The sequence below is a fragment of the Staphylococcus lutrae genome, assembly GCF_002101335.1.
GTDB lineage: Bacteria > Bacillota > Bacilli > Staphylococcales > Staphylococcaceae > Staphylococcus > Staphylococcus lutrae.
The window spans coordinates 1,397,868-1,421,324 of record NZ_CP020773.1 but is presented as its reverse complement, the minus strand read 5'-3'; the positions used below and the strand labels follow the sequence as shown (position 1 = coordinate 1,421,324).

General features: G+C 38.5%; 22 protein-coding genes and 1 pseudogene. 3 read left to right on the top strand and 20 right to left on the bottom strand.

The features are described 5' to 3' along the window. Nucleotides 1–5: 5 nt before the first annotated feature. The 5 genes from essB to B5P37_RS06500 all read right to left on the bottom strand — a co-directional run bounded on the left by essB (nt 6) and on the right by B5P37_RS06500 (nt 5,521). On the bottom strand, nt 6–1,322 hold the full coding sequence (gene essB, locus B5P37_RS06520) for a type VII secretion protein EssB (protein WP_085237470.1): 1,317 nt from the start codon (nt 1,320–1,322) through the stop codon (nt 6–8). Nucleotides 1,323–1,334: 12 nt separating this feature from the next. Next, on the bottom strand, nt 1,335–1,577 hold the full coding sequence (locus B5P37_RS06515; RefSeq protein ID WP_085237469.1) for an EsaB/YukD family protein: 243 nt from the start codon (nt 1,575–1,577) through the stop codon (nt 1,335–1,337). Continuing rightward, nucleotides 1,564–2,001, bottom strand: coding sequence for a type VII secretion protein EssA (gene essA / locus B5P37_RS06510; protein ID WP_085237468.1), 438 nt, complete (start codon nt 1,999–2,001; stop codon nt 1,564–1,566). The genes B5P37_RS06515 and essA overlap by 14 nt, the downstream gene beginning before the upstream one ends. Continuing rightward, entirely contained in the window at nt 2,001–5,054 is a 3,054-nt protein-coding gene (gene esaA / locus B5P37_RS06505; protein ID WP_085237467.1) for a type VII secretion protein EsaA, read from the bottom strand. The genes essA and esaA overlap by 1 nt, the downstream gene beginning before the upstream one ends. Before the next feature lie 173 nt (nt 5,055–5,227). Next, on the bottom strand, nt 5,228–5,521 hold the full coding sequence (locus B5P37_RS06500) for a WXG100 family type VII secretion target (RefSeq protein ID WP_085237466.1): 294 nt from the start codon (nt 5,519–5,521) through the stop codon (nt 5,228–5,230). A 298-nt stretch (nt 5,522–5,819) separates the two neighbouring features. Between B5P37_RS06500 and B5P37_RS06495 the strand changes: the two genes are divergently transcribed. Further along, entirely contained in the window at nt 5,820–6,698 is an 879-nt protein-coding gene (locus tag B5P37_RS06495; RefSeq protein WP_085237465.1) for a CHAP domain-containing protein, read from the top strand. Nucleotides 6,699–7,057: 359 nt separating this feature from the next. Here B5P37_RS06495 and panD read toward each other — a convergent pair whose 3' ends face one another. The 3 genes from panD to panB are packed head-to-tail and all read right to left on the bottom strand — an operon-like array spanning nt 7,058 to nt 9,080. Further along, nucleotides 7,058–7,441 (bottom strand): aspartate 1-decarboxylase, encoded by a 384-nt coding sequence (gene panD / locus B5P37_RS06490; protein WP_085237464.1) that lies wholly within the window; start codon nt 7,439–7,441, stop codon nt 7,058–7,060. Further along, nucleotides 7,438–8,298, bottom strand: a complete 861-nt coding sequence (gene panC / locus B5P37_RS06485; RefSeq protein WP_085237463.1) for a pantoate--beta-alanine ligase — start codon at nt 8,296–8,298, stop codon at nt 7,438–7,440. The genes panD and panC overlap by 4 nt, the downstream gene beginning before the upstream one ends. Further along, nucleotides 8,295–9,080, bottom strand: a complete 786-nt coding sequence (gene panB / locus B5P37_RS06480) for a 3-methyl-2-oxobutanoate hydroxymethyltransferase (RefSeq protein WP_240622380.1) — start codon at nt 9,078–9,080, stop codon at nt 8,295–8,297. The genes panC and panB overlap by 4 nt, the downstream gene beginning before the upstream one ends. 260 nt (nt 9,081–9,340) lie before the next feature. On the opposite strand from panB, the gene B5P37_RS06475 reads away from it, so the two are divergent. Beyond that, nucleotides 9,341–10,189: an oxidoreductase gene (locus tag B5P37_RS06475; RefSeq protein ID WP_085237462.1), complete on the top strand. Its 849-nt coding sequence runs from the start codon at nt 9,341–9,343 to the stop codon at nt 10,187–10,189. Nucleotides 10,190–10,516: 327 nt separating this feature from the next. After that, nucleotides 10,517–10,945: an antibiotic biosynthesis monooxygenase family protein gene (locus B5P37_RS06470; protein ID WP_085237461.1), complete on the top strand. Its 429-nt coding sequence runs from the start codon at nt 10,517–10,519 to the stop codon at nt 10,943–10,945. Between the two features lie 365 nt (nt 10,946–11,310). Here B5P37_RS06470 and cntE read toward each other — a convergent pair whose 3' ends face one another. The 12 genes and pseudogenes from cntE to B5P37_RS06410 all read right to left on the bottom strand — a co-directional run bounded on the left by cntE (nt 11,311) and on the right by B5P37_RS06410 (nt 23,239). After that, complete coding sequence (cntE, locus tag B5P37_RS06465) at nt 11,311–12,495, bottom strand: staphylopine family metallophore export MFS transporter CntE (RefSeq protein WP_085237460.1); 1,185 nt, start codon at nt 12,493–12,495, stop codon at nt 11,311–11,313. Between the two features lie 11 nt (nt 12,496–12,506). Continuing rightward, nucleotides 12,507–13,247 carry an ABC transporter ATP-binding protein gene (locus tag B5P37_RS06460; protein WP_085237459.1) on the bottom strand — a complete coding sequence of 247 codons (741 nt, stop codon included), beginning with the start codon at nt 13,245–13,247 and terminating at the stop codon, nt 12,507–12,509. Next, nucleotides 13,241–14,059 (bottom strand): staphylopine uptake ABC transporter ATP-binding protein CntD, encoded by an 819-nt coding sequence (cntD, locus tag B5P37_RS06455; RefSeq protein ID WP_085237458.1) that lies wholly within the window; start codon nt 14,057–14,059, stop codon nt 13,241–13,243. Before cntD ends, B5P37_RS06460 begins: the two co-directional genes overlap by 7 nt. Then, a complete protein-coding gene (cntC, locus tag B5P37_RS06450) occupies nt 14,060–14,923 on the bottom strand; it encodes a staphylopine uptake ABC transporter permease subunit CntC (protein ID WP_085237457.1) in 864 nt (287 codons plus the stop codon). After that, nucleotides 14,920–15,858 (bottom strand): nickel/cobalt ABC transporter permease, encoded by a 939-nt coding sequence (gene opp1B / locus B5P37_RS06445; RefSeq protein ID WP_085237456.1) that lies wholly within the window; start codon nt 15,856–15,858, stop codon nt 14,920–14,922. Before opp1B ends, cntC begins: the two co-directional genes overlap by 4 nt. Before the next feature lie 12 nt (nt 15,859–15,870). Then, a complete protein-coding gene (gene cntA, locus B5P37_RS06440) occupies nt 15,871–17,469 on the bottom strand; it encodes a staphylopine-dependent metal ABC transporter substrate-binding lipoprotein (RefSeq protein ID WP_169710792.1) in 1,599 nt (532 codons plus the stop codon). Between the two features lie 61 nt (nt 17,470–17,530). Beyond that, nucleotides 17,531–18,826 carry a staphylopine biosynthesis dehydrogenase gene (cntM, locus tag B5P37_RS06435; RefSeq protein WP_085237454.1) on the bottom strand — a complete coding sequence of 432 codons (1,296 nt, stop codon included), beginning with the start codon at nt 18,824–18,826 and terminating at the stop codon, nt 17,531–17,533. After that, the gene (cntL, locus tag B5P37_RS06430; protein ID WP_085237453.1) at nt 18,823–19,638 is read right to left on the bottom strand and encodes a staphylopine biosynthesis enzyme CntL; all 816 of its coding nucleotides are present in this window, start codon (nt 19,636–19,638) and stop codon (nt 18,823–18,825) included. The genes cntM and cntL overlap by 4 nt, the downstream gene beginning before the upstream one ends. A gap of 16 nt (nt 19,639–19,654) precedes the next feature. Beyond that, on the bottom strand, nt 19,655–20,470 hold the full coding sequence (cntK, locus tag B5P37_RS06425) for a histidine racemase CntK (RefSeq protein ID WP_240622378.1): 816 nt from the start codon (nt 20,468–20,470) through the stop codon (nt 19,655–19,657). A 294-nt stretch (nt 20,471–20,764) separates the two neighbouring features. Further along, nucleotides 20,765–21,484, bottom strand: coding sequence for a hypothetical protein (locus B5P37_RS06420; RefSeq protein ID WP_085237452.1), 720 nt, complete (start codon nt 21,482–21,484; stop codon nt 20,765–20,767). 284 nt (nt 21,485–21,768) lie between these two features. After that, on the bottom strand, nt 21,769–22,542 hold the full coding sequence (locus tag B5P37_RS06415; RefSeq protein WP_085237451.1) for an ABC transporter permease: 774 nt from the start codon (nt 22,540–22,542) through the stop codon (nt 21,769–21,771). Next, nucleotides 22,542–23,239, bottom strand: a pseudogene (locus B5P37_RS06410) (ABC transporter ATP-binding protein). Before B5P37_RS06410 ends, B5P37_RS06415 begins: the two are co-directional and overlap by 1 nt. Nucleotides 23,240–23,457 lie beyond the last annotated feature (218 nt).

The window sequence follows — 23,457 nt, the reverse complement described above, 5'->3', positions numbered from 1 at the left end:
ATCGATTAATTTTTTCTTTCCGCTTCTTGACGCTTTTCACGATCTTTTTGGGCTTGTTCTTTTTGTTTTTTCTCATTTTCTTCTTGTTGTTTTAGGCGTTCGTTATTTTTTTGAGCGGATGCTTCTTTTTCTTTCTCTTTCTCGTTCTTCACTTCTTTTTCTTTGTCTAAAATATCTTGCAGTCTATCATTGTATTTCTTTGTCTCTTCACTTCTTTTTTCAGAAGAAAGTTTTGGATTATTTTTAATATCGTTTAACTTATTGATTAATGCCAACTTCGTTAAATCATTATCTTCAAGATATGTGCTGATATTCAACGCCTCATCGATATCCCCTTGACCCAAAACAACCCAATATAATAAATAATCTTTGTTGGCCGTCGGTGTAATATGATTGAGTACATTATTTTTATTATCCTTTTCAAGCCCTTGTTTATTCGTTTCGACGTAGCTTTTAGCGTATGCATATAAAGCGACTTGATCTAATTTTTTGGCATCTAAATCCTCATAATCATTTAGCACCTGGGTGTAATCTTCTTTAATAAATGACTGGTAACCTGCTTGTACTTGTGCATCGTACTTCATCACTGATAAATACATGTATGCCAGAAATGCGAGTAGTACGAGACTTAATGTCGTAGCGACTACGCTTCCCCATTTATATAATGCGTGGCGTTTCTTTTGAACATACGTATAATGCTGTTTGTATTTTTCTTCTTGTTGATTATAGTGATGTTGCAGTATTTCTTTTAAATTTTGCAATGTCTTCGCTTGAACAATTTGTTGATCGAAGGGTGTGCCTTTATAAAGTGCAAGATGCCCTTCAACTAAAGTTTCAAACTGCACTTTGTCATTGAATGCCGCTATAATTAATGCTTTATAACGGGTTAAAAACGCCTCTTCTGTGTACGGTAAAGGTTCTATGACATGACGTATGCCTCGTGTCTTTAATAGCGGTAACCCATTTTTCGTAAAATGCAATTCACTCGGCTCTAATTGGTACGTATAACGCGTGTTTTGCAATTCATCTAACTTGGCAATATTTAATAAATAACGTAATTTTTCGTTCGTCGATAATTGTTTGATCTTATCGTACGTCACCACATTTTCGTGAAGATGATAATTGACCTGGAAACGGTCATGAAGCTCTGTGACTTCTCCATCTAAAAAATACATCACGCGTTGTTCTAATAAATAAATCAAATGATAATGTTCAGGCTTAACGGCGGATTTAGGAATGTCTCTTAAATACGCACGCGTGTCCTGTTCAGATATTAAATCAGTCTCTAAATCCTTTAATGCTTCAAAATTCTTTTCAAACACTGGTGTCGCCTCCTAAATCATTTTTAAAATATCACCATCAGCAATTTGAAAATCAATCAGCCTGTCATTTTCAACAAGCAAGTGATGTTTTGTGGTCACTTTGACATATTCTGGGGGTCTCGTGAGTTCGATATCCAAACTTTCCATAATTAAAGGGATTAACGTTTTCATTGGCATCAACACAGGTAAAGCTAGATCGTATGTCCCTTTGTTAAAGTTTGAAAAATCAACGGTCACGCGTTTATGTTGCATCATGTTTCTCACGCTTTCTCCATTTTGATATCGTTAATACGGCAAATCCTATTGTAAGCAGCGCCCCTATACTCATCAAAAAGTAGGGTAAAATATTTTTCTCTTGATCTTGTTGAATGTATGGGGCCTTGGTTGTTGCCTTGTCCTCTTTTGACTCGAATAATGCGCGTTTTGTATCCACAACTTGGGAAGAGGGTCGCTCGTTGTCGTTGAACATCGCTTGTTTTATCTGTTTTTCACGCGCATCTTTCTTATTTTTGATTTCTGTATTGAGGGTTTCACTCTCTTGATTGAACAGTGGTGTATCGTATTGATTTAAATCTTGATTTACGTTCTCTTCCGTTTCCTGATCGACTTGTATTTCTAAACCGCCGTTGTTTACAGACGTACCGATTAAAGTCAGTCCCAATAAACTTTCCACTAACATTAGAACAGTCTCACTTTCGTTAACGGTCTAACGACTAAATTGAGTAAAAAGCCGATAATTACAATAACAAAAAGCAGGCCGATAACAAATACTGCCGATTGTTCGCTGTTCAAGAAATTAAAGAACGCGGCATCGATATACGATAATGGTGAAATTTTACCTAATGTCGTTTGTGTTGGATTTGTCCCTAATTGATTCATTGCAACAAAGTAAATTGCTAAGACAGCAAACATCACCATCAAGCCGATTGTACGAAGTTGTCTCAATAAATACGTATTCACTAATATCAATGCACACATCGTTAAGAGCACCATCAATACAAACTTCAAACGATAACCGTCTAAAACATCAAATTGCTTCATTGCAATGAGACCGACGATTAGGCCTTCTATGATTGCCACACTAGAAATAATCCCGGTTGTAATGACGTGATTCCACATTTTATTATGCTGACCAAAATCATTTTTAATGAAATGTATTTGACCTTTTGCACGTTCATAGCTGTATATCACATATGCAGTCATCATTGAGAGCACATACATTAATAACACGAAAATACTTGGCGAAATGATATTTTTCTCATCACTATTTGCTAATACATTTTCAAGGTTTTTCTTTTGAATAGGGTGACTCATAAATGCTTTTAAAGCTTCGTTTTGCTTATCTCCGTCTTTAGAGCGTTTCAAAACCTCTGCGAAATGGTCTGCAAATAAACTGTTTTGCTTTGCATTATTCGTCATATCTCGATGAATTGCATTGGCACGTTCACCTAATGTTCGGCCACTCGCATGCAATTGATTGACATTTTTATCAAGTTGGTTAAGTTCATCACTCACTGTGTTCGCAGTCTCTTTTGACTTTTGACTGTCACTTAAAAGCTGTATACTTTTTTCGGATAAATTTTGAATATCTGAATCCATCTTTGTTGAGAGTGTGACAAACGATTCTTCTTTTTCGCTATCCACTTTGGGTTTTTCAGGGTTTTCCTGAATTTTTTGGTGTGTCTCCTCTAGTTCTTGAATGAGTTCACTCAACATGTTTTGATTATCTATTAGTGACGTTTGACCGTTCACCATATCATCAATCAATGCTTTTGAAGATTGTTCTAATTCATCAATCCGTTTCAATAATGTGGATTTATCCGCTTTAAATGTGGTCATGTCATTCACTACTTCATCAACAAGCATTTTAACAATCGCATCATTATTGATTTCTGGTGCTTTTGGTGTTAGATGTTGACTTTGATAAATACGATATTGACTGTCAAATTGATCTAAAGCCCGCAATTGTTCATTTACATCCGCATGGATTAATCGACCTTCCAAATGGTGATAAATTGAAACATCTACAATACTGACATCATCTTTATTGTCAGTATTATTCGAATTCGCGCCTGATTGTTTGGCTGACCCAAAAACAAGTTGCAAGTGTAATGATTTATTTTCAAGAAATGATGCTTTAGCACTTTCATCTGTTTTTAATTTAGCCGTTCCCCTCACTTCGACTTCAAATGACTTTTTATCGGTATCAAGTGGGATCTCTTGATTTTTAATCTCATATGTTTTGTTGTTGACTTTAATTTCACCATCAAAATCAAAGTTTTTATCTACCGCGACTGAAAGCTGATTGATATCTTTACTTTGAATCGTTTCTTTACGTTCAAATTGCACACCTTTCGACGTTAATGAAGAAGTATCATCCGCAGTTAATTCTCCATGATACGGCGCTTGTGCGATGGGGCTGTCAGGATGTGCATCATTATAACTGCGCTTAAAGTCGTTTAATTCTGTTAATATTTTTTGGTATTCTTTCACTTTGCCATCGCTGAGACCTATTTTCGTTAAATCTTCACGCGTCAAGTCGGCAATGTACCGATCGTTTTGTTGCGTCGAATCTTTTTGAATGGTCGCTACCATATTCTCAACGATTTGATTCCGCAACTGCTTGTTCTGATCCTGCATTTGTGAAAGCGCATCTTTCAATTCTGGGTTTTCTGATAACTGTTGTTTCATCGATTCAGTGAGCTTTTGTCGATATTCTTCAATCATGGCTTCTGTAAACGGTGATTCCTCAGATTCAACGTCTTTTTTCATCTCTTCTAAATGTGATTTGAACGCCACTTCGTATGTATCTCTCGTTATATCACTTGCGGTTTGATATTGTTTTAAGTGCTCATCTGCTGATTGCAATTGTTGAATATAGTTTGTTAAATGAACATTGTCTTTTTGTGTTTGATAATCATCAATCGTTTTTTCAAAAAGCGATACGTATTTTCCAAACGTTTCTTGTTGATCATTCACTAATTGTGAGACCTTCTCATTTGGAGGTAATTGGAAAGCTTTCTCATCTGCATTGAGTAATGAGTGATTGTATTCTTGAATCCAGGTGGTAATATCATTATTTGCTGAAATAGAATGTACGATTAAATCGGTAAGAAATTTTGGGAAATCGTTTAAAGGGTTTACTAAATAATTAGCAAAACGCTGATCCACTTGACCTTGTCGCGTCATCATTTCATCCACATTTTTTTGTGCATGATGTAAATTGTCTATAATACTTGAGAAATATATCTGAGTCAGACGTTCGTTAAATCGGCTTAAAATATCACTAACGACTTTTTCAGTTTCTCGTGCGACATTTTCTTTTTGTCCTACAGCGGTTTTATATTGTAATGTCATTTGAGATGGCGATTTCTCATCAAGTTGCATCGCGAGCTTCGAGAAGTTTTGAGGAATCACGACCATGACTTGATATTGTCCATTTTTCAATCCATTCTCTGCGACTTGACGTGATACCGTCTCAAAATCGTGTTTCCCTTCATGAGAAAGCATCTTGACAAAAGGTTTTCCAAGTTCCACTTTACTCCCGTTATATAGCGTCGGTTGGTCCTCATTGACTACTGCAATTTTGACACTTTTATTTTCACTTTTCTTGCTCGCATTATCGATGTTTTGTTGTGTTTCCTTATTTTGCGTCAAGGTGAATAGCGCAAAAATGAAAGACACTAATATAAAAAGCGTTAACGCACTGATAATCCATTTTTTCTTCTTCATTCTCGTTGTTTCCTCTCGTTTCCCCTATGATAAAAAATAAAAAGTGAGACAAATTTCAAATATTGGATTTGATCTATGTCTCACTTAAAAACTGTTGATAGATATAAATGTGCGATGACTTTTAACAAAACTTGTTGTACTAAAATTCACACCTATCAACCATGTACTGCATGTTAATGTAGACCAAAGTTATTAGATAATTGTTGATCTTGCTCTTGAACTGCATCAGCCGTACTATTCAATTGTTGTTTAATTTCTTCAAGTAATTGCGCAAATTTCTCTACTTTAGGCGTAAGTTGTTGGAATTGCTCTTCAAAACGATTGAAAGCTTGCCCTTCCCAGTTAGATGCAATTTCACCTTGCGCACGTGTCAACTCAGATAAGATTTGGTGAATCTGTTCTGAACCATTTCCATAAACTTGAGATTTTGTTCTAATTTCTTCAGGACTCATTCTAATCATTACCATAAAAACAACCTCCTAAATAATTTCATAATACTATTGTCAAAAATCAAAAAGCAGAAGATTTACTAATATTTATACTTAATCTTCATTTTAAAGTTACATAAAAATCAGCAATAAGTAAATAGCAAATTTAAAATTTACTCAATTTTTTTAAACTTACAATCATGAATAAGCTATATTATGAAGCATTATAACTTCCAAACAATTAATTATTTTGAATATGTCTTAAATTGATATTTAACTTTCTATAATTATTGTGTATACTGACATTAAATTAAAAAATAAGGAATTGTGGTGCAATATGGTGAAAAGGAATTTTAATTTTGTTACATTTTTCTCTGCGTTAATCGTATTTGGAACAAGCTTAACTGATGCAACCGCCTACGCATCATTAAAAGACGATCAAAAAGCCCATCCGAATGCGACTTTTCATATTCATAGCAACGGGTATTACACTTATTATTATGGCACTCAAAAGCCAACTTGGAATACATACGAAAATCCTGGAAATACAAACACCACAGGCTTTGCAAGCAATAATGCTCAAAATCAAGCAACGTATCAGCCTGCAACACCTGCTATTCATCGCACTGTAGAAAAACCCGTATCTCAAAACACGGCACCTATTACAGCGCCACCGTCTTTACCAAACGTTGACGCGCCCCATTCTACAGACGCACTTCGAACGAAGGCATTCAAAAAAGATGATCAAGGTTTGATTACAACAATCAATACAGATACTTTGTTCAAAGAATTACAATTGCTTCACTTTAACGAAGAAGCACTTACAGAGGATGGCAAACCACTTGCTTTAGGAAATGGTAAAATTATCGACCAACCGATTTATACAGATAAAAACAATCTTTATACTCCGGGACAATGTACATGGTACGTCTTCAGCAAACGGGCTCAAGCGGGTAAAATGATCAGCACGTTTTGGGGAGATGCACATTATTGGGTCGCAAAAGCTTTGAGTGAAGGCTTTACAGTCAATCACACGCCAGAAGTCGGTACAATCCTACAAAACAATGAAGGTCCTTATGGCCATGTTGCTTATGTAGAACGTGTGAATTTAGACGGCAGCATCCTCATTTCAGAAATGAATTACATTGCGCCATATATTACATCGACACGGACAATTCCAGCGAGCGCTGTCCATTTATATCATTACATTCATTAAACATACACATTTAAAACGCAACAAAAAGTGAACTAAATCAAGATGTCACTGCTAACCTATTTTTCTCGATTAAAAAAACCACCCATCAACACGCGTGGTTTTTCTTTCAACGATAAGCCTTTCATTAAATCCTAAAAGGGGCTGAAACCCTTAAATTAGAATGTTCCTTTTATTTGTAGCTTGATTTCTGATTCTCAACACGACTTGAATTTTTATCATGTAAAGAATGAATGATTATAAAAATACTTAATGACTGTCACTTCATTTTCAGGAATAGACTCAGAATGTCAAAAAACTGCGGCGCCCAATGTAATCATTGGGAACCGCAGTTCAACAAATCGTCCACTTTATTATGGCTTCTAGACGATGATGGTATTCTCTTTTTCATGAATCATTTCTACAATTTCATTCTTTTCATTCATTACTGCAACTTTAGGGGCATGGGATGCGAGCTCTACTTCATCCAACTGCACATAAGTCATAATAATGATGACATCGTCCACTTGTACGAGGCGTGCCGCAGCACCATTTAAACAAATTTTACCACTGCCTCGTTCTCCAGCAATGACATACGTTTCGAGGCGCGCACCGTTATTATTGTTTACTATCGCAACTTTTTCATTCGGTAAAATATCTACGGCATCTAAAATATCCGCATCAATAGTAATACTTCCTACGTAATTCAAATTTGCTTCTGTCACGCGTGCACGATGAATTTTTGCGTTCATCATTGTTCTCATCATTTCTCTTTTTCATCTCCAATAATAATGTTATCAATGAGCCGAGCTTGGCTAAACTTAACAGCTAAAGATATAAAAATACGTCCGTCTATCGTTGTTTGTTCCTGCAGTTTGGGGTAACTATAGACTGCAACTTCTTGAACTTGACCTTTTGTGTGTGTCTGAAGGTATTGTGTCACTTTTTCAATGATAACGCTACTTTGACGCTCACCAGATTCATATAACGCCTCTGCCAATACCAAACTTTTTCGTAAATGTACCGCTTCTTGTCTCTCCTCTGATGTGAGATAGACGTTTCTCGAGCTTTTTGCTAGACCATCCGCTTCTCGTACAATATCCACACCCACAATTTGTACAGTATGATTAAAATCACGTACCATTTGTTCAACAATCGCCAACTGTTGTGCATCTTTTTTGCCAAAATATGCAACGTCGGGTTGTACAATATTGAACAACTTATTCACAACTGTCACAACCCCATCAAAGTGTCCGGGTCTCAAAGCCCCTTCAAGTACTTCAGCTAAACGTCCAACTGTCACATGAATCCCAATTTCTCCTGGGTACATCTCTTCCACTGAAGGGTAAAAAACGTAATCTACACCGATTGCTTTGACCATTGCTTCATCTTCATCAATTTGTCTTGGATAGGCATCAAAGTCCTCGTGTGGCCCAAATTGTAAAGGGTTCACAAATACACTCACGACCGTGATATCATTTTCTTCTATTGATTGGCGCATCATTGTTAAATGCCCATCATGTAAAGCACCCATCGTAGGAACGAAACCGATACGCTTCCCTTCACGTTGAAATTGTTTCATTCGCGCTTGCATATCTTTAATAGATGTTATGCGTTGTGTCATGCCTCTACCTCATTCATAATTTGCTTTTTGTACGTGTACGCTTCAGATGGAAAAACACCTGTCTTTACTTCTTCATTATATTTTTCAAGTGCTGCTATCCCCACTGATAAGTCACCATATTGTTTAACGAACTTTGCACGGCGATCGACACCATAGTTTAACATATCATGGTATACCAACACTTGCCCATCCGTTCCTTTTCCTGCACCGATACCAATGACAGGAATCTTTAGTTTCTCTGAAATGACTTGTGCCAAATCACTTGGAATGGCTTCAAGCACGAGTGCAATCGCCCCTGCATGTTCTACTGCTTCTGCATCTTGGATTAATTGCTCTGCCGCAGCTTTTGTCGTTCCTTGCATCTGGTAACCGAGTACACCTACACTTTGCGGGGTTAAACCGAGATGCGCCACAATTGGAATTCCCATGTGTGTCGCCTGTGTAATAAAACGTGTTAAATGGGCGCCTTCTACTTTTAATGCGTTCCCATGACTTTCTTTATAGAGTCGAATGGCATTTTGAATATCCGTTGTCATATCTACACCTACTGAGCCAAAAGGCATATCAACCACCACAAATGTTTGCGGTGCACCACGACGTACCGCACGACTATGATGGAGCATATCTTCTAATGTGACATCAACTGTACTTTCATAACCTAATACCGTCATCCCTAATGAATCGCCCACTAAAATCATATCGATATTGGCGGCTTCAACTTGTTTCGCACTTGGATAATCATAAGCCGTCACCATGGAAATCTTTTCACCATCTCGCTTCATTTGCTGAATATCTTTTAAAGTTTTCAATTCATTCACCCTTTAATTTTTAATATATCAATAGTAAATCAAGTCACCTGCATTTTCCATTGATTTTTAATATTTTTATCGAATGATGACTCGATTTATGAAAAATATTTGAACAATCGATTCATCCACTATTTCAAGCATTCTTATCTTTACTTTACAACTTTTCAGAAACATAATACATTAAAGCATATCAATGACTGAAACAAATATTTTGGAAAGAAAGGTGGTATAAAATGACACGTATTGCTGTGATAGGTCCCGGAGCGGTCGGCACTGCTATCGCCGTAGCGCTTTCTCATCAATATCCTGTTACACTACTCGGTCGACGCAATGAGGCACTGACTTTTGAAGATCGTGTAGATCATACCGTACGTTCAGTTGAAGTAAAAGCGCTAGACGCAGTCACTCAGCCATTTGACCTTATTTTTATTGCGGTCAAAACACATCAATTGGAAGACATTCTTCCCCATTTGCCACGACTGGCGCATACTCAGACGACGCTCGTACTTGCTCAAAATGGTTATGGGATGTTGAAATACCTTCAAGATTATCGTGCCTATCAAGCGGTGGTCTATATTAGCGGTCAAAAACAGGGCACGCACATCACACATTTCAGAGATTACAAATTGCATCTGCAAGCGGACGCAACGACCCAACAGATGGCACAATTGCTCTCATCAACACCTTTAACACTCGTTTTAGAACAAGATATTCAAACTGCCATTTGGTATAAATTAATCGTCAACCTCGGCATCAATACCGTCACTGCGTTAGGACGTGATACGGCACGTGTTCTCCAAAATGTAAAGATGGTCCAACTCTGTCGAAACTTATTAAAAGAAGGTGCAGCCGTTGCGCGAGCAGAAGGCGTTCATTTTGATGGCGATTTTGTAGATTCAATTATGACGATTTACGATGGCTATCCTGATGATATGGGAACGAGTATGTATTACGATACCATCAATCAGCAACCTTTAGAGGTCGATGCGATACAAGGTTATATTTATCAACGTGCGCAAGCCCATCAACTTGACACCCCTTACTTAGAAACCGTTTATACATTGTTATCTTATCGACCATGATAATCTACTTTTACACGACCCCTTTTCATTAACAACGCTCGTTTGATAGTGGTGCAGTGATAGACATGATATCTCTGTATCCCTTAATAAGAAGGGTATGACGCCCTTCTTCCTCTTTCAACCTCGTTTTTATGATGCCACTCTTCACGTTGTGTCATACATACAACACGTTCTTCTATCTTCCCTCCTTCTTTACATTTTTGTTAATTTATTTTCAAATATATTTCATCTATAAAAAATTTAAAAATACAATTCAAAATAAATTTAATTTGTAGAATTAACCCATAAAATAACGGGTATTGTTTAATGAATAAGGAGGTATCCCGCATGTTACTCGCTCATAAAGAACGACTTTATCAAATCGAAGTGAACGACGCCACCGTCACAATTTACAAAAACAATGATACAAAAACTTACACAACCATTGAAACGATGGGCAAACTCATTCCTCATCATTTTTGTGTATTACATTACATTAAAGTAGACCGCGCACAAAGCCACCACTTCGAGACACGTTTTCTAGGAAGGACATCGTATTTAAACAAAACACATGGTTTTATCGGATTGAGAGCATTAAGGCCTTTAAATCTTGAAAACCATTATGTCATCATGACGCTATGGCGTTCCCGCCGTCAATTTGAAGTATGGCAACAGTCCGATAATTATTTAAACATTCATGATCAATGTCAAGAAACGTTAAATCGTGATGCTATCAATATCAGATGGTCCTATCAGATTAAATTTGATATGGCGTAGATGATTCAATCGTATTGATTCCCCATTCCCTTTAGCGTTTACGCCATTCGATAATACTGTCCTCTTCAAATCAAAACAGGTCACACATTTTTCACCTTGTCGATCATCCTTCTCAAACTGCACATATTATCCTGAATCTAAGTGATTCAATGTATAGCCTTACCTACCTATGCGCATCATAGCCGCCCATTAGAAATCATAAAAAGTGGGAGAGAAATCTCTTTATCAAAGATTTCATCGTCCCACTTCTTAAAAAATGACGCGTATTGCACGCATGCATGTGCCATTTTCCAGTCAATTTGTTTCAATCCTGTGAATTCAATATGCCACATCGTGTATTAAGCTTGCTTGGTAGCACTGTATGTTTATTTCTCGACAAATTGTGGTCTTCGGTCGAAACTCATCAGTGTCGTCAACGCCATAAGCATCGCACAAATGAGATACATATGCGCATAGCCGACCAAGTCTGCGATAGGCCCCATCAATGCCGCTCCGAGTGACACCCCTAAATCTGCTGTCGCTATGAACAAACCTAACAACATATTACGCCCCACTTTAGGCAATTTGAAACTTAAAAATGAAGTGAGTGTTGGGTACACCATTGCTTGTGTAAGTCCCATGATCATCGCACTCACATACAACAGAAACGCTCCGACATGTAGACCGACCGCGATGAATAAAAGGGCTATCGTCAACGCGCCGAATACAGTCAGCATAAAGCGGACATGCCACCGTCCATCTGATGGAATATATTGGCGTAAAAAGAAACGTGCAAATACGACGGTAATCGCCTGAATCGCTAAAAATAAGCTGGCGTGTCCAACATGATAGGTTTGGACATACAAAACGATAAATGTCGCTACTGCACCGAACCCAATAGAAGCGACTAACATCATCGTTCCTGCTTTAAATAGAAATGGGTTTTTAACGAGTTGTAAAAACACCGTCACAGGGCCATAAGGCATCTTTTCTGGTTGAGAAGGCGCTGGCTCATGGCTTTGTTGCAATGTTGCACTAAATCCTACAATACCCGTTGTTACGGCAATGATGATCATCGTCAAAGCAAAATAACTCAAGTTGTCCAAATTCCAAATCCCCACCGCAATCATCGGACCAATAATCCCTGGAATGTATGAAAATAGTGAATATAAAGAAATTCCTTGTGAACGGTCCTCTTCAGGTAAAGCATCAATAATCCCAATTTGTAAAGACATAGAGAAAAATGCTGTACAAACCCCTTGCATAACCCGTGCAATAAAATAGCCTTCTAATCCTGTAAATCCATATAAAATTAAAGCAACACCATTAATGAGTAAAATCCATCTTAATATTTTAATAGGACCGACCTTGGCAATGACTTGTCCTGCCCATGGCCGAAAAAGCATCGCCGTCAACATATAAGCGCCCATAACGATACCGATTGTCGCATTGGTTGCACCTAAGTCATGACCCCGTAACGGAATCATCACATTCAAAATGGCATTCGCACTAAAGAAAAAAAGTGCCAGTATGTACAATCTTAAAAAAGGCCAAGCTAATGCACCTTTCATATTATAGCCTCCTAGCTCATCAATTGTTTTTCAAATAGTTCACGTGTGTAGTGATGTTTAAGTCCTTTAAGTTGATGTCTGTTTAAACATTCTTGAATTTGACCTTCATTAAAAATAATCAAATCTTCACACAAGTACACTGCCGCCTGAATATCATGTGTAATGAATATCAAACTTAATTGATAACGATCTCGTAACATCATGAGTAAATCGAGAATTTGTGACTGAATCGACATATCTAATGCACTAATCGCTTCATCTAAGACAAGATAGTCCGGCTTCGTCATCACCGCTCTCGCAATCGCGACACGTTGTGCTTCTCCCCCCGACATCATTTGTGGGTATTTATTCATATACGCTGCACTCAGCCCTACACTGTCTAGCAACGCCACCATATGCGCTTCTTTATCTTTGATAGGCGTATCACATTGGCGAAGTGCTTCAGTCAATATTTGTCGCACATTAAAATAGGGATGTAGAGAGGATTGATAATTTTGAAAAACCACACTCATCCGACCTGCGCGTACATGGCGATGATGGACGTCTTCTCCATCTAGTCGTACTGTACCTGTGTCGGGCTTTTCAATGCCTAACAACATCCGCGCTAATGTTGATTTCCCACTTCCGCTCGCACCGATAATTGCAATACTCTGTCCCCGCTCACATTGAAAACTGACATCACGTACAATTTGACGCTTTTGTCTTTTAAATCCGCTGCGATACGCTTTCGTTACATTTTGGACCACTAACACGATGTCTCACCTCTCAATGACTTGAAATAACGGGATACACGATCACGTGCGGCCATCAAAAATTGTGTGTATGGATGTTGTGGCTGTGTAAAAATTTGCTGCGTTGAAGCGACTTCTACAATGTCACCTTCTCGCATGACAATCACCTGATCTGCTATCGATTTCACCACAGCTAAATCATGTGACACAAACAACATGGCACACCCAATCTGTTCTTTCACTTCACGCAATTCTTGAATAACTTCATATTGTGTAATCGCATCCAAAGCGGTCGTCGGTTCATCCGCAATAATGATATCTGGTTGCAATGCTAGCGCAAGGATAATCATCAAGCGCTGCAACATGCCTCCCGACAGCTGATGCGGATAGGATTTGAGAATTCGGTCAAAATCTCGCAATCCTAACATATCAAAATAATGTTTCAACGTTTCTGTCTGCTGTTGCTTCGACATAGGGCGGTGCTGTTTCAACATCATTGTCAGCTGCGCGCCTAATGTAAACGACGGGTTAAATGCCGTTGCACCTTGCTGCATAATCATGGCAATTCCGCGGCCACGAATTTTCCGCATTTGTTTTTCAGAAGCTTCATGTAGTGCTTCACCTTGAAACCAGACACGGCCACTCATTTGAATATTGCGATCATTCAAACCGAGTAGTGCCTTACAAGTCATCGATTTACCGCTTCCGCTTTCGCCAATCATGGCGACAACCTCACCCCGATGTAAAACTAAATTAAAATGATGGACGAGCACGTGATTGGTATGACTGTCAATTAATGTTAAATCTTCAACGCGCATCACGACGTCTTGCATTTATATCCACCCTTTCTTAATTCTCTGTTTCATTTGTTGTTGTGAAAGTTTGGGATCAATCGCAATTTGCAATGCGTCTGATAAAAAGTTGACCGCAAGTACAATCACAATAATGGCAATGCCTGGCGCAAACATCAATTCGGGATGACTGAACATCACTTTACGTGCTTCATTCATCATCATCCCCCATTCCGCAGTCGGAGCTTTCACACCTAAACCGAGAAATGAAAAACCAGAAATTTGTAAAATCATGGATACCATAGAACTCGTTGAAATGATGGCAATATCCGCGCATGTGCGAGGTAAAATGTGCGTCATAATGATACGCTGATGCGATATACCAATCGTTCGTGCAAATTTGACGTCATCTGAATTACGATATTGCATAACGCTCGTTCGTATAATACGACAAAACCACGCCCACCGTGTAACGATTAACGCAACGATAATGCTTTCTAAACCGACACCTAATATCCCGATTAACGCGAGGGTCATCACATATGTCGGAAAAGATAACATGACATCACAGGCACGCATGATTAAGGCATCAATCCAACGGCCGAAATAACCAGAAATAAAACCTAAAATAGTGCCGATCAGAACCGAACAAACCAGGGCAAACAAGACCAACAAAAAGCTCGGACGAATCGCAAAAATAATACGTGTTAAAATATCTCGACCTAAATGATCGGTCCCTAACCAATGTGTCCATGACATTCCGGCAAACTTATGATCAATATCTACCGCATAGGGATGATACGGCGTCACTACAGGCGCTAATGCACCCAGTATCATATACAGCGCAATCACGAACAACGCCCACCGCGCGCCTGTATCTTTAAGTAACCTTTGAAACACAATCATCGGGCATCGCCCTCCCTTAATCTTGGGTTCAGCCACATATTAATCACATCGGCCAATGTGTTAAATAGAATGAATAACACCGACACGATGAGCACATAGGCTTGAATCATCGGAAAATCTTGTTCCAATACGGCTTTCACACTGATCTGTCCCATTCCAGGCCAGGCAAAAACATTTTCAATGACGACCGATCCACCTAGAATGAGTGGAATCGACATACAAAAAATAGATACGACGACTTGCATCGCATTTCGTGCAACATAAATGAGCAATCGAAACGTCGGCACACCCATAGCTCGCATATAAAGGACATCATCTTGATCCAGTTGTTGTATCACAGCACTTCGGACATTTCGAAAATAAATCCCAGTATACCCTAGTGTAATGACCGCCACAGGCAACACGTAACTCGAAGGTCCCGTCAAACCAGAAGTAGGAAGTAAGTTCCACTTCACTGATACGAATATAATGAAAATCGCCGCAAGCCAATACGAGGGGATTGCTGTTAAAATAAACGCAGTTGTACGCGTTATTCGATCAAACCATGTCCCACGTAGCAGTGCCGTGAATATACCGAATAATATTGATAAAACGATAATCACGCTACTCGATGCCAACGTGAGTTTCAAAGTATTGAAAAACGCCGGCCAAAGCCGTAAACCGACATCCTCACCTGTCACAAAGCTCTGACCAAACTGGAGCTGTACAGCGGATTGTAGCCATTCCCAGTATTGCACTAGGAACGGCTCATTGAGGTGATATTTGTGACGCGTTTGATCTATTAAACTCGGCGTGATATCAGGTACTTCTTGTGCATGTAAAATCACAACAGCAGGGTCTTCACTTGATAAATGTGTTAAAGCAAACGTGAGAAAACTAATCACAAGCAACAATGGCAGCATCAGTAATAATCGCTTCATCACACTATATGTCATCACTCAAGCCCCTTACTTGTAATCCATTTGTTCAAATGGCAATTCGTATTGTGATTGTTTGAAAGTAATATGCTCTAAATCTTTTGGTGCGACAACCGTCATTCCACCGTGAGAAATTGGAATAAAAATCGCTTCGTCATGTACAGATGTTAAAATCTCTTTGTACTTTTGTTGTTGTTCTTGCGGATCTTGCGTTTTTAAAGCCGTATCAATGTCATCAAAAAGTTGTGTCTGCTTTGCCATACCTGACACAGCTGTTTTATATCCTGTGTCCGCTTTAAATGCGGAAATTGTACTTTGTGGATCATATTGTAGACCCCATGTTTGGTTGAACATCAAATCATAATCTCCTGACGTACGACGTTCTGCAATTTTATTTGATGTTTCGCCGATGATTTTCAATGTCATCCCGATTTCTTTCGCTTTGGCTTGAATAAATTCAGCTTCTTGTTTTTGCGTATTGGAGTGATTGTCATAATATAATGTCATTTCAAGCTTTTGTCCGTCTTTTTCACGTACTTGACCTTCACTTGCTTGCTTCCAACCGGCTTCATCAAGCAATGCCGCTGCTTTTTTCAAATCAAAATCACGTTTTGGCAAATCAATATTTGCATGCGGTACATTTTTTGAGAACAATTGTGATGCTGGTTTTTCCGTTCCATCTAAAATTTTATCTGCAATACGCTTTTGATCGACGCTATGCCATAACGCCTGACGTACAGCTTTGTCTTGGGCAGGACTCTCTTTTTTACCTGAATTCGCAACAATCACTTTCGTGTTCATTGGTTTACTGCGTTTCAGTTGATAGTCCCCTTCATCCGTAAGTTTTTTTATCGCCGCATTGTCAACATTGTCTGTACCTCGGTCATCAGTGAAAGCAAAGTTCACTTCACCTTTTTGTAATGCTAAAAATGATGTTTCCCCTGCAGGTAGCACTTTTGCGACAATCGATTTCAAATGCGGTTTGCCGCCCCAATAATCTTCATTGCGTTCGAAAGTGGCTTGTTCATCTTTCGCATGTGACTTCAATTGGTAAGGGCCCGTTCCGATATATGATTTCAATCCGTCTTTTGTTCCACCCGCTTTGAAAGATTTTGGTGATACAAAAACATAAGGACGTGTCATTGAAAGCTCTTCTAACGTTGCATTGTAAGGTTCTTTTAACGTCAACACAAACGTCTCGTCATCTTTAGCTTCCGTGCGCGTGATTAATGTCGATAATTTTATCCACGAATGCAACTTCTGGTTCGCTTGAATCGCATCAAAATTTTTCTTCACAGCTTCAGCGTTAAAAGGTGTCCCATCTTGGAACTTAACGCCTTTTCTCAAATGAAAAGTATACGTTTTACCATCTTCTGAAATATTCCAAGACTCTGCTAATAGTGGCTCAATTCCTTTTTGTGTGTGATCAACTAATGATTCATACACCATTCCTTGCGCTGACATCGATCCACCATAAACATGTGGATTCATATCCCCGATATCTTTAGAGGTTGCATATGTCATATTTTTATCTGCTTTTTTCTGTTCTAGTGCTTTCGTATTGCCGCACGCTGATAAAACGAGTATAAATACAAGACAAAGTGCCAGCCATTTCAAATTGTTTTTCATGATTATAAATTCCTCTCTTTATTTCATCATTGTTATTGCAAAGGGAACGTTATCCCCCATTTTAAATATTTCTGTATAACATCTCCGTCATGCAAGCGACATCATGTTCAAACGATTGCACTTGAAAATGTGATGACAACTCGGCATCTGGATGTGCATTTTGAAAAGCCATCAATTGACCTTCATAACGTTGGATGAGGGTGTCCATCATCGGTGTTGAAATACCCATTGCATGCGCCATCCCTCGCATCATTTGCGTCCGATAATAATCTTCGCTCGGCATTCTTGGAATCTGCCATACCCCTGCTTGATTCTGGAAAACCGACTTAAATGGGACAGCTGAAAAATCAAAATATTTCCCTTCCGTATCCGGTGTTGAAAACGGATCGATCAGAATCCCCGTGTAACGGACATATAACAAATATTCCTGTTCTATCGGCGCCAATGACTCAAATGAATCAATCTTGTCGTCAGCCATTGTTTCCTGACGTAATGGATAATTTTCTTTCACCATAAACTGCAACAAGTTAAGCGTGTCGATATTCATTTTTCGTAATATCGCCATCACTTCTTGCCACATCATTCGCATTTCAGAAATCAAACGCATTGTAATCGGTCCTTCAGGAAACAATTTGTACACATAAAAAGGAACAGACATCCCTTCAAATATGGCTCGTAATGCATGTGTATTCATAAACAAGGCTGGATGGACGTACAGCGAACTATTCCGCGACTCAGCCATAAGGGGATGCGACACACAAGTGACAGGGATATCAACCGATTCCAATAATGCTTTTATTTCCTGGGAAAAGCTTGATTGTTGTTGTGTCGTTCCGAGGTATAGATGTTTCTTTACCCCTTTAGTTAATACGTGCCATGGCCTTTCAGGATGCGTCACCGCCGTATCACCTAAATACGTCGAAAATGAGAGTATCTCAATATTCGGTTGATCTGTTATGAATTGTTGTTGTACGACTAAATGCGAGCCAAAAGTTGGCGAAACGAGTAAAACATGCTGAAGTCGTTGTCGTACGGGCGCACCTAACTTTTGGATGACTTGGCTATAGGCATCTGCTGTACATGCCAGTACCAACACATCATAGTGGGGTTCAACATCCTCATACTTGTCATACAACCGGCCTAATACCGTTTCACCTGCTAGCGCTGCGTGCAATTCATTTTGCACACTCACCTTCAATTGTGCCTGCGCTTTATAAGCTGTCATAAACTGCTGTGATTTCTCAGAATCCGCACCACGTCCAACCATATCGATATGGTGTGACGTATAGCGACCAAACAAAACGGCTAACTGGACAGCAACCGGCCCCGTCCCTGCGATTAATATAGACCTCGTCATATGACGTTCCCCCGATCAACCGTTTTTTGATAAAGTGCAATATCAAAAATCTGATTCGCTCTCGTAATATCGGCTACACATGTCCACTCATGTGCATGCGTGTCTTGTTTAGGGTAATTAAAAATGGATTTCAAGCCGTTTCCATAACGCATAGAAACAACAATATCACGATGCGTAAGATCATATAATTCAGCTAAAATGTCATATTTCATCTCAACGGTCGAACTAAAAATGACATGTGTCACTTCTTGAATACAATCCAGTTCATTCACTGTTTTTTGATGAATTTCAATCGCTTGATCCGGCGCTAAAATATCAATGACTTGTTGACCATAATGTACCGCTTCTTCATCAATATCAATGCCAATCACCCGCGCACCTGTTTCCTGAGCAACTTGTATCAGTGTCATCGGATAAGCCCCAGATCCTACGAGTAATACCGTATCCTTAGGCGTAATCTCAAATTGACCAAATTCCTCTAAAATACAATGTTCAATGTTTTCAAAGTATCCGGTCGAACTCGATTCACCACGAATCAAACGACGTGCACGCGTCGACTCCATCAATTTCACACAACGTGCCGTCATATCAGCAAGCGCCTTAATTAATGACTGTGGCGCACCATTTTGCGCACGCCAGTTTTGATACGTCAACGCTTCTTCTTCATCTAAAATGTAATGACTGTATTCATCAATCAACTGTTCTAACTCGCATATCGCTGTTTCATCCGTTTGAACGCGCTCATGCAATTGCTCAAATTGTTCATAATAATGTTTTAAACGTGTTTCAAATTCAACCATAGTTTGTTGCATTGTTCATCACGTGCTCCTATTCTATGTATGCTAGTCCAGTCGCAACAGTAACGACCTGTCCTTTAATCGTAATATCATAGTCCATCCCCGTGCGTGTCACACCGACTGACAACACGCCCCCAGGTTGAACAATCTCTTTTTCCACCTGTTCGACACCTTGTCGATATGCTTCGTAAACGCCGACTGACCCTGTACCAGATCCACAGCTTTGTTCCCAAATCACGCTATCGACTTGCGGAATATAAATCAGTGGATACAAACGTGCATGCAAAACATCGTACAGCATGATGCCGATAGCTGTTAAATGTGCAGGCCACTGTGTCTCTCTCACAAACGTTTCCATTGATGTGGCAAGCGCATCGGACCAAACCGTAATTGGACAAACAAAGTGCTGATACGTGTCGTATTGAATCTCCAGTCCTTCAAAAACAACATCGTCAATACAGTAACGACGCGCTTCCATATGTATCGGTCGTGGCAAAGACGTTTCGTACTCATTCGTCTCCTCATGTACGACGCATTGTACAGGATCATTCAAACCTGATACGTTTAAAGCAACTGACGATGAGGTCAACAAGTTTCGTGTCTTTAAATAATGTATAAACGCTAACGTGCCATTACCACAGAATTCCTGTCCACTCATGACCAATCGATGTGGAACATCACCGTCCGCACGTTCAATAAACCCCACTTGTTCACAACCCACATGCGACGTTTGCATTAACTGCTGTGCCAGCGGTGCATACTCTGACGGATCGTGTTGTGAGTCCACTAATACCGTCATATTTCCAGATGGATTAAATTTCGAAAAGTGAACAATTTCCAACGACATTCCATCTCCTTTTAAAGTAAATTTTATTCTTTACAAATCGTAATGATAACGATTTAAAAATATCCTACTCTGTAATGTTTAAATTGTCAACAATGATAATCATTATCAACTATACAAATGATATAACATTGCCTTTTGACGTGCTGACATTCAACGATTCGCTTCAATGAGAAATATCGGTCGAGACATCGCATCGTCAGGATGTGGACAAGCCCAAACCACGACAAAATGAGTAAACAAAAATGAGGCTGTGTAGATGACTCATTGAATCACCTCTCAGCCTCATAAATTTAATTATGATTGTGTAAATTTAATTTTATTCGCTACGGTTTGCAGTGCAGGATCATTGTGATGCGCTTCATACAAATTTTGAATACGCATTTCTTTTCCTGTCGTTAATAATTTTTGATAATCGACTAAAGCGCCTTGTGTTCCACCCACAAAGACTTTATCATCATTCACCCCAATAATCGTCACAAAGTTACCTTTTGCTGGAGAAAGCGTGTAAAACTTCATTCCTTCTGGACTATTAGGAATCGCAGAAATAGGTTGTAACGTTAATTGCGTCACACGTTGTTCAGACGTACGGCCCGGGCCTTGATATGTATAGACCCCTTTGACAACTTCAGATTGTGTGACCGTATAATGTTCAATATTATTGCCAAATAAAGCGAGCGCAACTTTTTTCTCTAAAGACACGTCTGACAGTGCCGTCTGAGATTTTTGCTTGTTCGTCGCTGGTGTCTGATTGTCATTTTGTGCTTGTTGCTGTGTATCATGCGCTGTGCTAGGAGGAGTATTTGTGTTGGACGTATCTGTATCTGTCTTTTGTGATTCATCAGTTGTCGTTGCCTTGTCTTGATCTTCCGACTTCTTGTCTGTTGTTTTTTCACTCGTTGTCGTTTCATTTTTGCTTTGCTCCGGTGTATTTGATGCCTCTTTCTTAGCATCTTTTCCACCGCATCCACTTAGAATGAGCAATAAGGCAAAAAGAGTAAAAGTTAATTTTTTCATTATGTTACACCTCATTTTCCACCACATTTGGCACTATATACTTATAAATATATCAAATTAAACCATGAATACAATAGGGCTCTAGAATGATGTCCCCAAATATAATAGGCGCGGCTCGAATCACTGTATGGCGTTTACCGAAAAAAGCCGAGAGACACTCGACTCTCGGCTTTTTTACTTTTTTATGATAAGCGTGACATTGCTGCCCTCGCCCTTTATTTCTATTCAACAGAACATCTTTCCTTATAGGCTTTATCACGTTCCCTTTGACAACTGTTTTCTAACTAAACATTTTTCTTTTTAAAGACAATAGTGACTAAAATTAAGAATATCGCGATGTACACAAAATTCCCTATAAACATTTCGGTATGACTTAGGTGTGTAAATTTACTAATCTCCTCACCATTCAATAATTGTCCACTAATATTCAGCATATTTAAAGGATTCCACTTTATCCATTCCCACTTATCAATTAAAACGAATAGAATACCTGAAACAATGGATAATGCAAAATATAAAATAATGCCTAATGCGATAGAGAGACCCGGACTTTTCATAATACATGAAAATAACAATGTAATTGAGAGAATTAACCAAAGGCCAATATAGTTTCCGACACTATTTAACAATAATTCTTGGAATAGACTCATGCCCCCTTTTGGCACATGCATCATATCTAGGTTTCCTAAAAATATCAATTTCAATAATAAAGAGAACAAAAAGATGCCCACATATAAAATCAGTGAATACACAAAAAGTGCGATAAATTTACTGATCAAAATTTGAGTGCGTGTATATTTACGGTACAGTAAATTTTTAATCGTTCCATAAGCAAATTCCATTGTAATAATCGTACTTGCTTGAACAATCATCAAGAACGCCAACCAAGAAAATCCTGAAAATGCAGATTTAAATTGTAGTTTTTCTTCAAATATATCTGGAAATTGTTTACTTAAAAAGGCAAATAACACCATTAATAAACCTATAATGATTGGAAAAATAATAGAGGATTTTTTCTTATACATTTTGAATAATTCTTGCTTAATCAGAATACCCATTAGTTTAATTCATCCTTTCCATCTATAATGTTTAAAAGTATCGTTTCAATATCTTCACCAGCTAAGTGAATCTCATCAATTGTCGTTCTTTTCAAAATTCGTCCTTTGTCTATAATTAAAAGTGAATCTGTAATTTTTATGAGCTCACTTAAAATGTGACTGGAGATTAAAATCGCAACGCCTTTTTTAGACAAGTCTAATAATATATCCCGCACATCTTTTACCGCTCTTGGATCCAGACCATTCATAGGTTCATCGAGTATCAGCAGTCTCGGATTGTTGAGTAATGCCATTGCTATGCCAAGTTTTTGTTTCATCCCGAGTGAATACGTCTTAGCCTTTTTGTATATGTATGCTTTCATATTCAATTTTTCAATAATTTCTTCCATATTCGAGTGACTTTTAGATTCGTTAAACAGCTTTAAATTATCATAACCCGATAAATATGGATAGATGCCTGGTGATTCAATTAAAGCACCGACATGCGCTGAATGATCATCAGGAGAATGATGGACAATAATGTCACCCGATTGATAGTTCGTTAACCCTAGAATACTTTTCATTAAAGTGGTTTTACCTGCACCATTCCCCCGATTAGCCCTACGATTTCTCCCTGATTGATTTTAAGTGAGATATCCGTTAAAACTGATTTGTCTTTAATCTTTTTATTAACATTTCTCATTTCTAAAACTTCCATCAGCATATGCGCCTCCTTAACTAGATTTATTATCATTTTATCAGAAATTTTTCTATATTTGTAAAATATCTTATGAAATAATTAATTTTTTATGAATTTGCCAATTTATCACTATCTTTTATATTTTTCGTTGTTTTATGACTTTGTTATAAGTCATTCAGTGGTATGACGCATGAGCTTGCTGGTTTGGTCGTAAAGTCATAAATGTAAGACGCAAC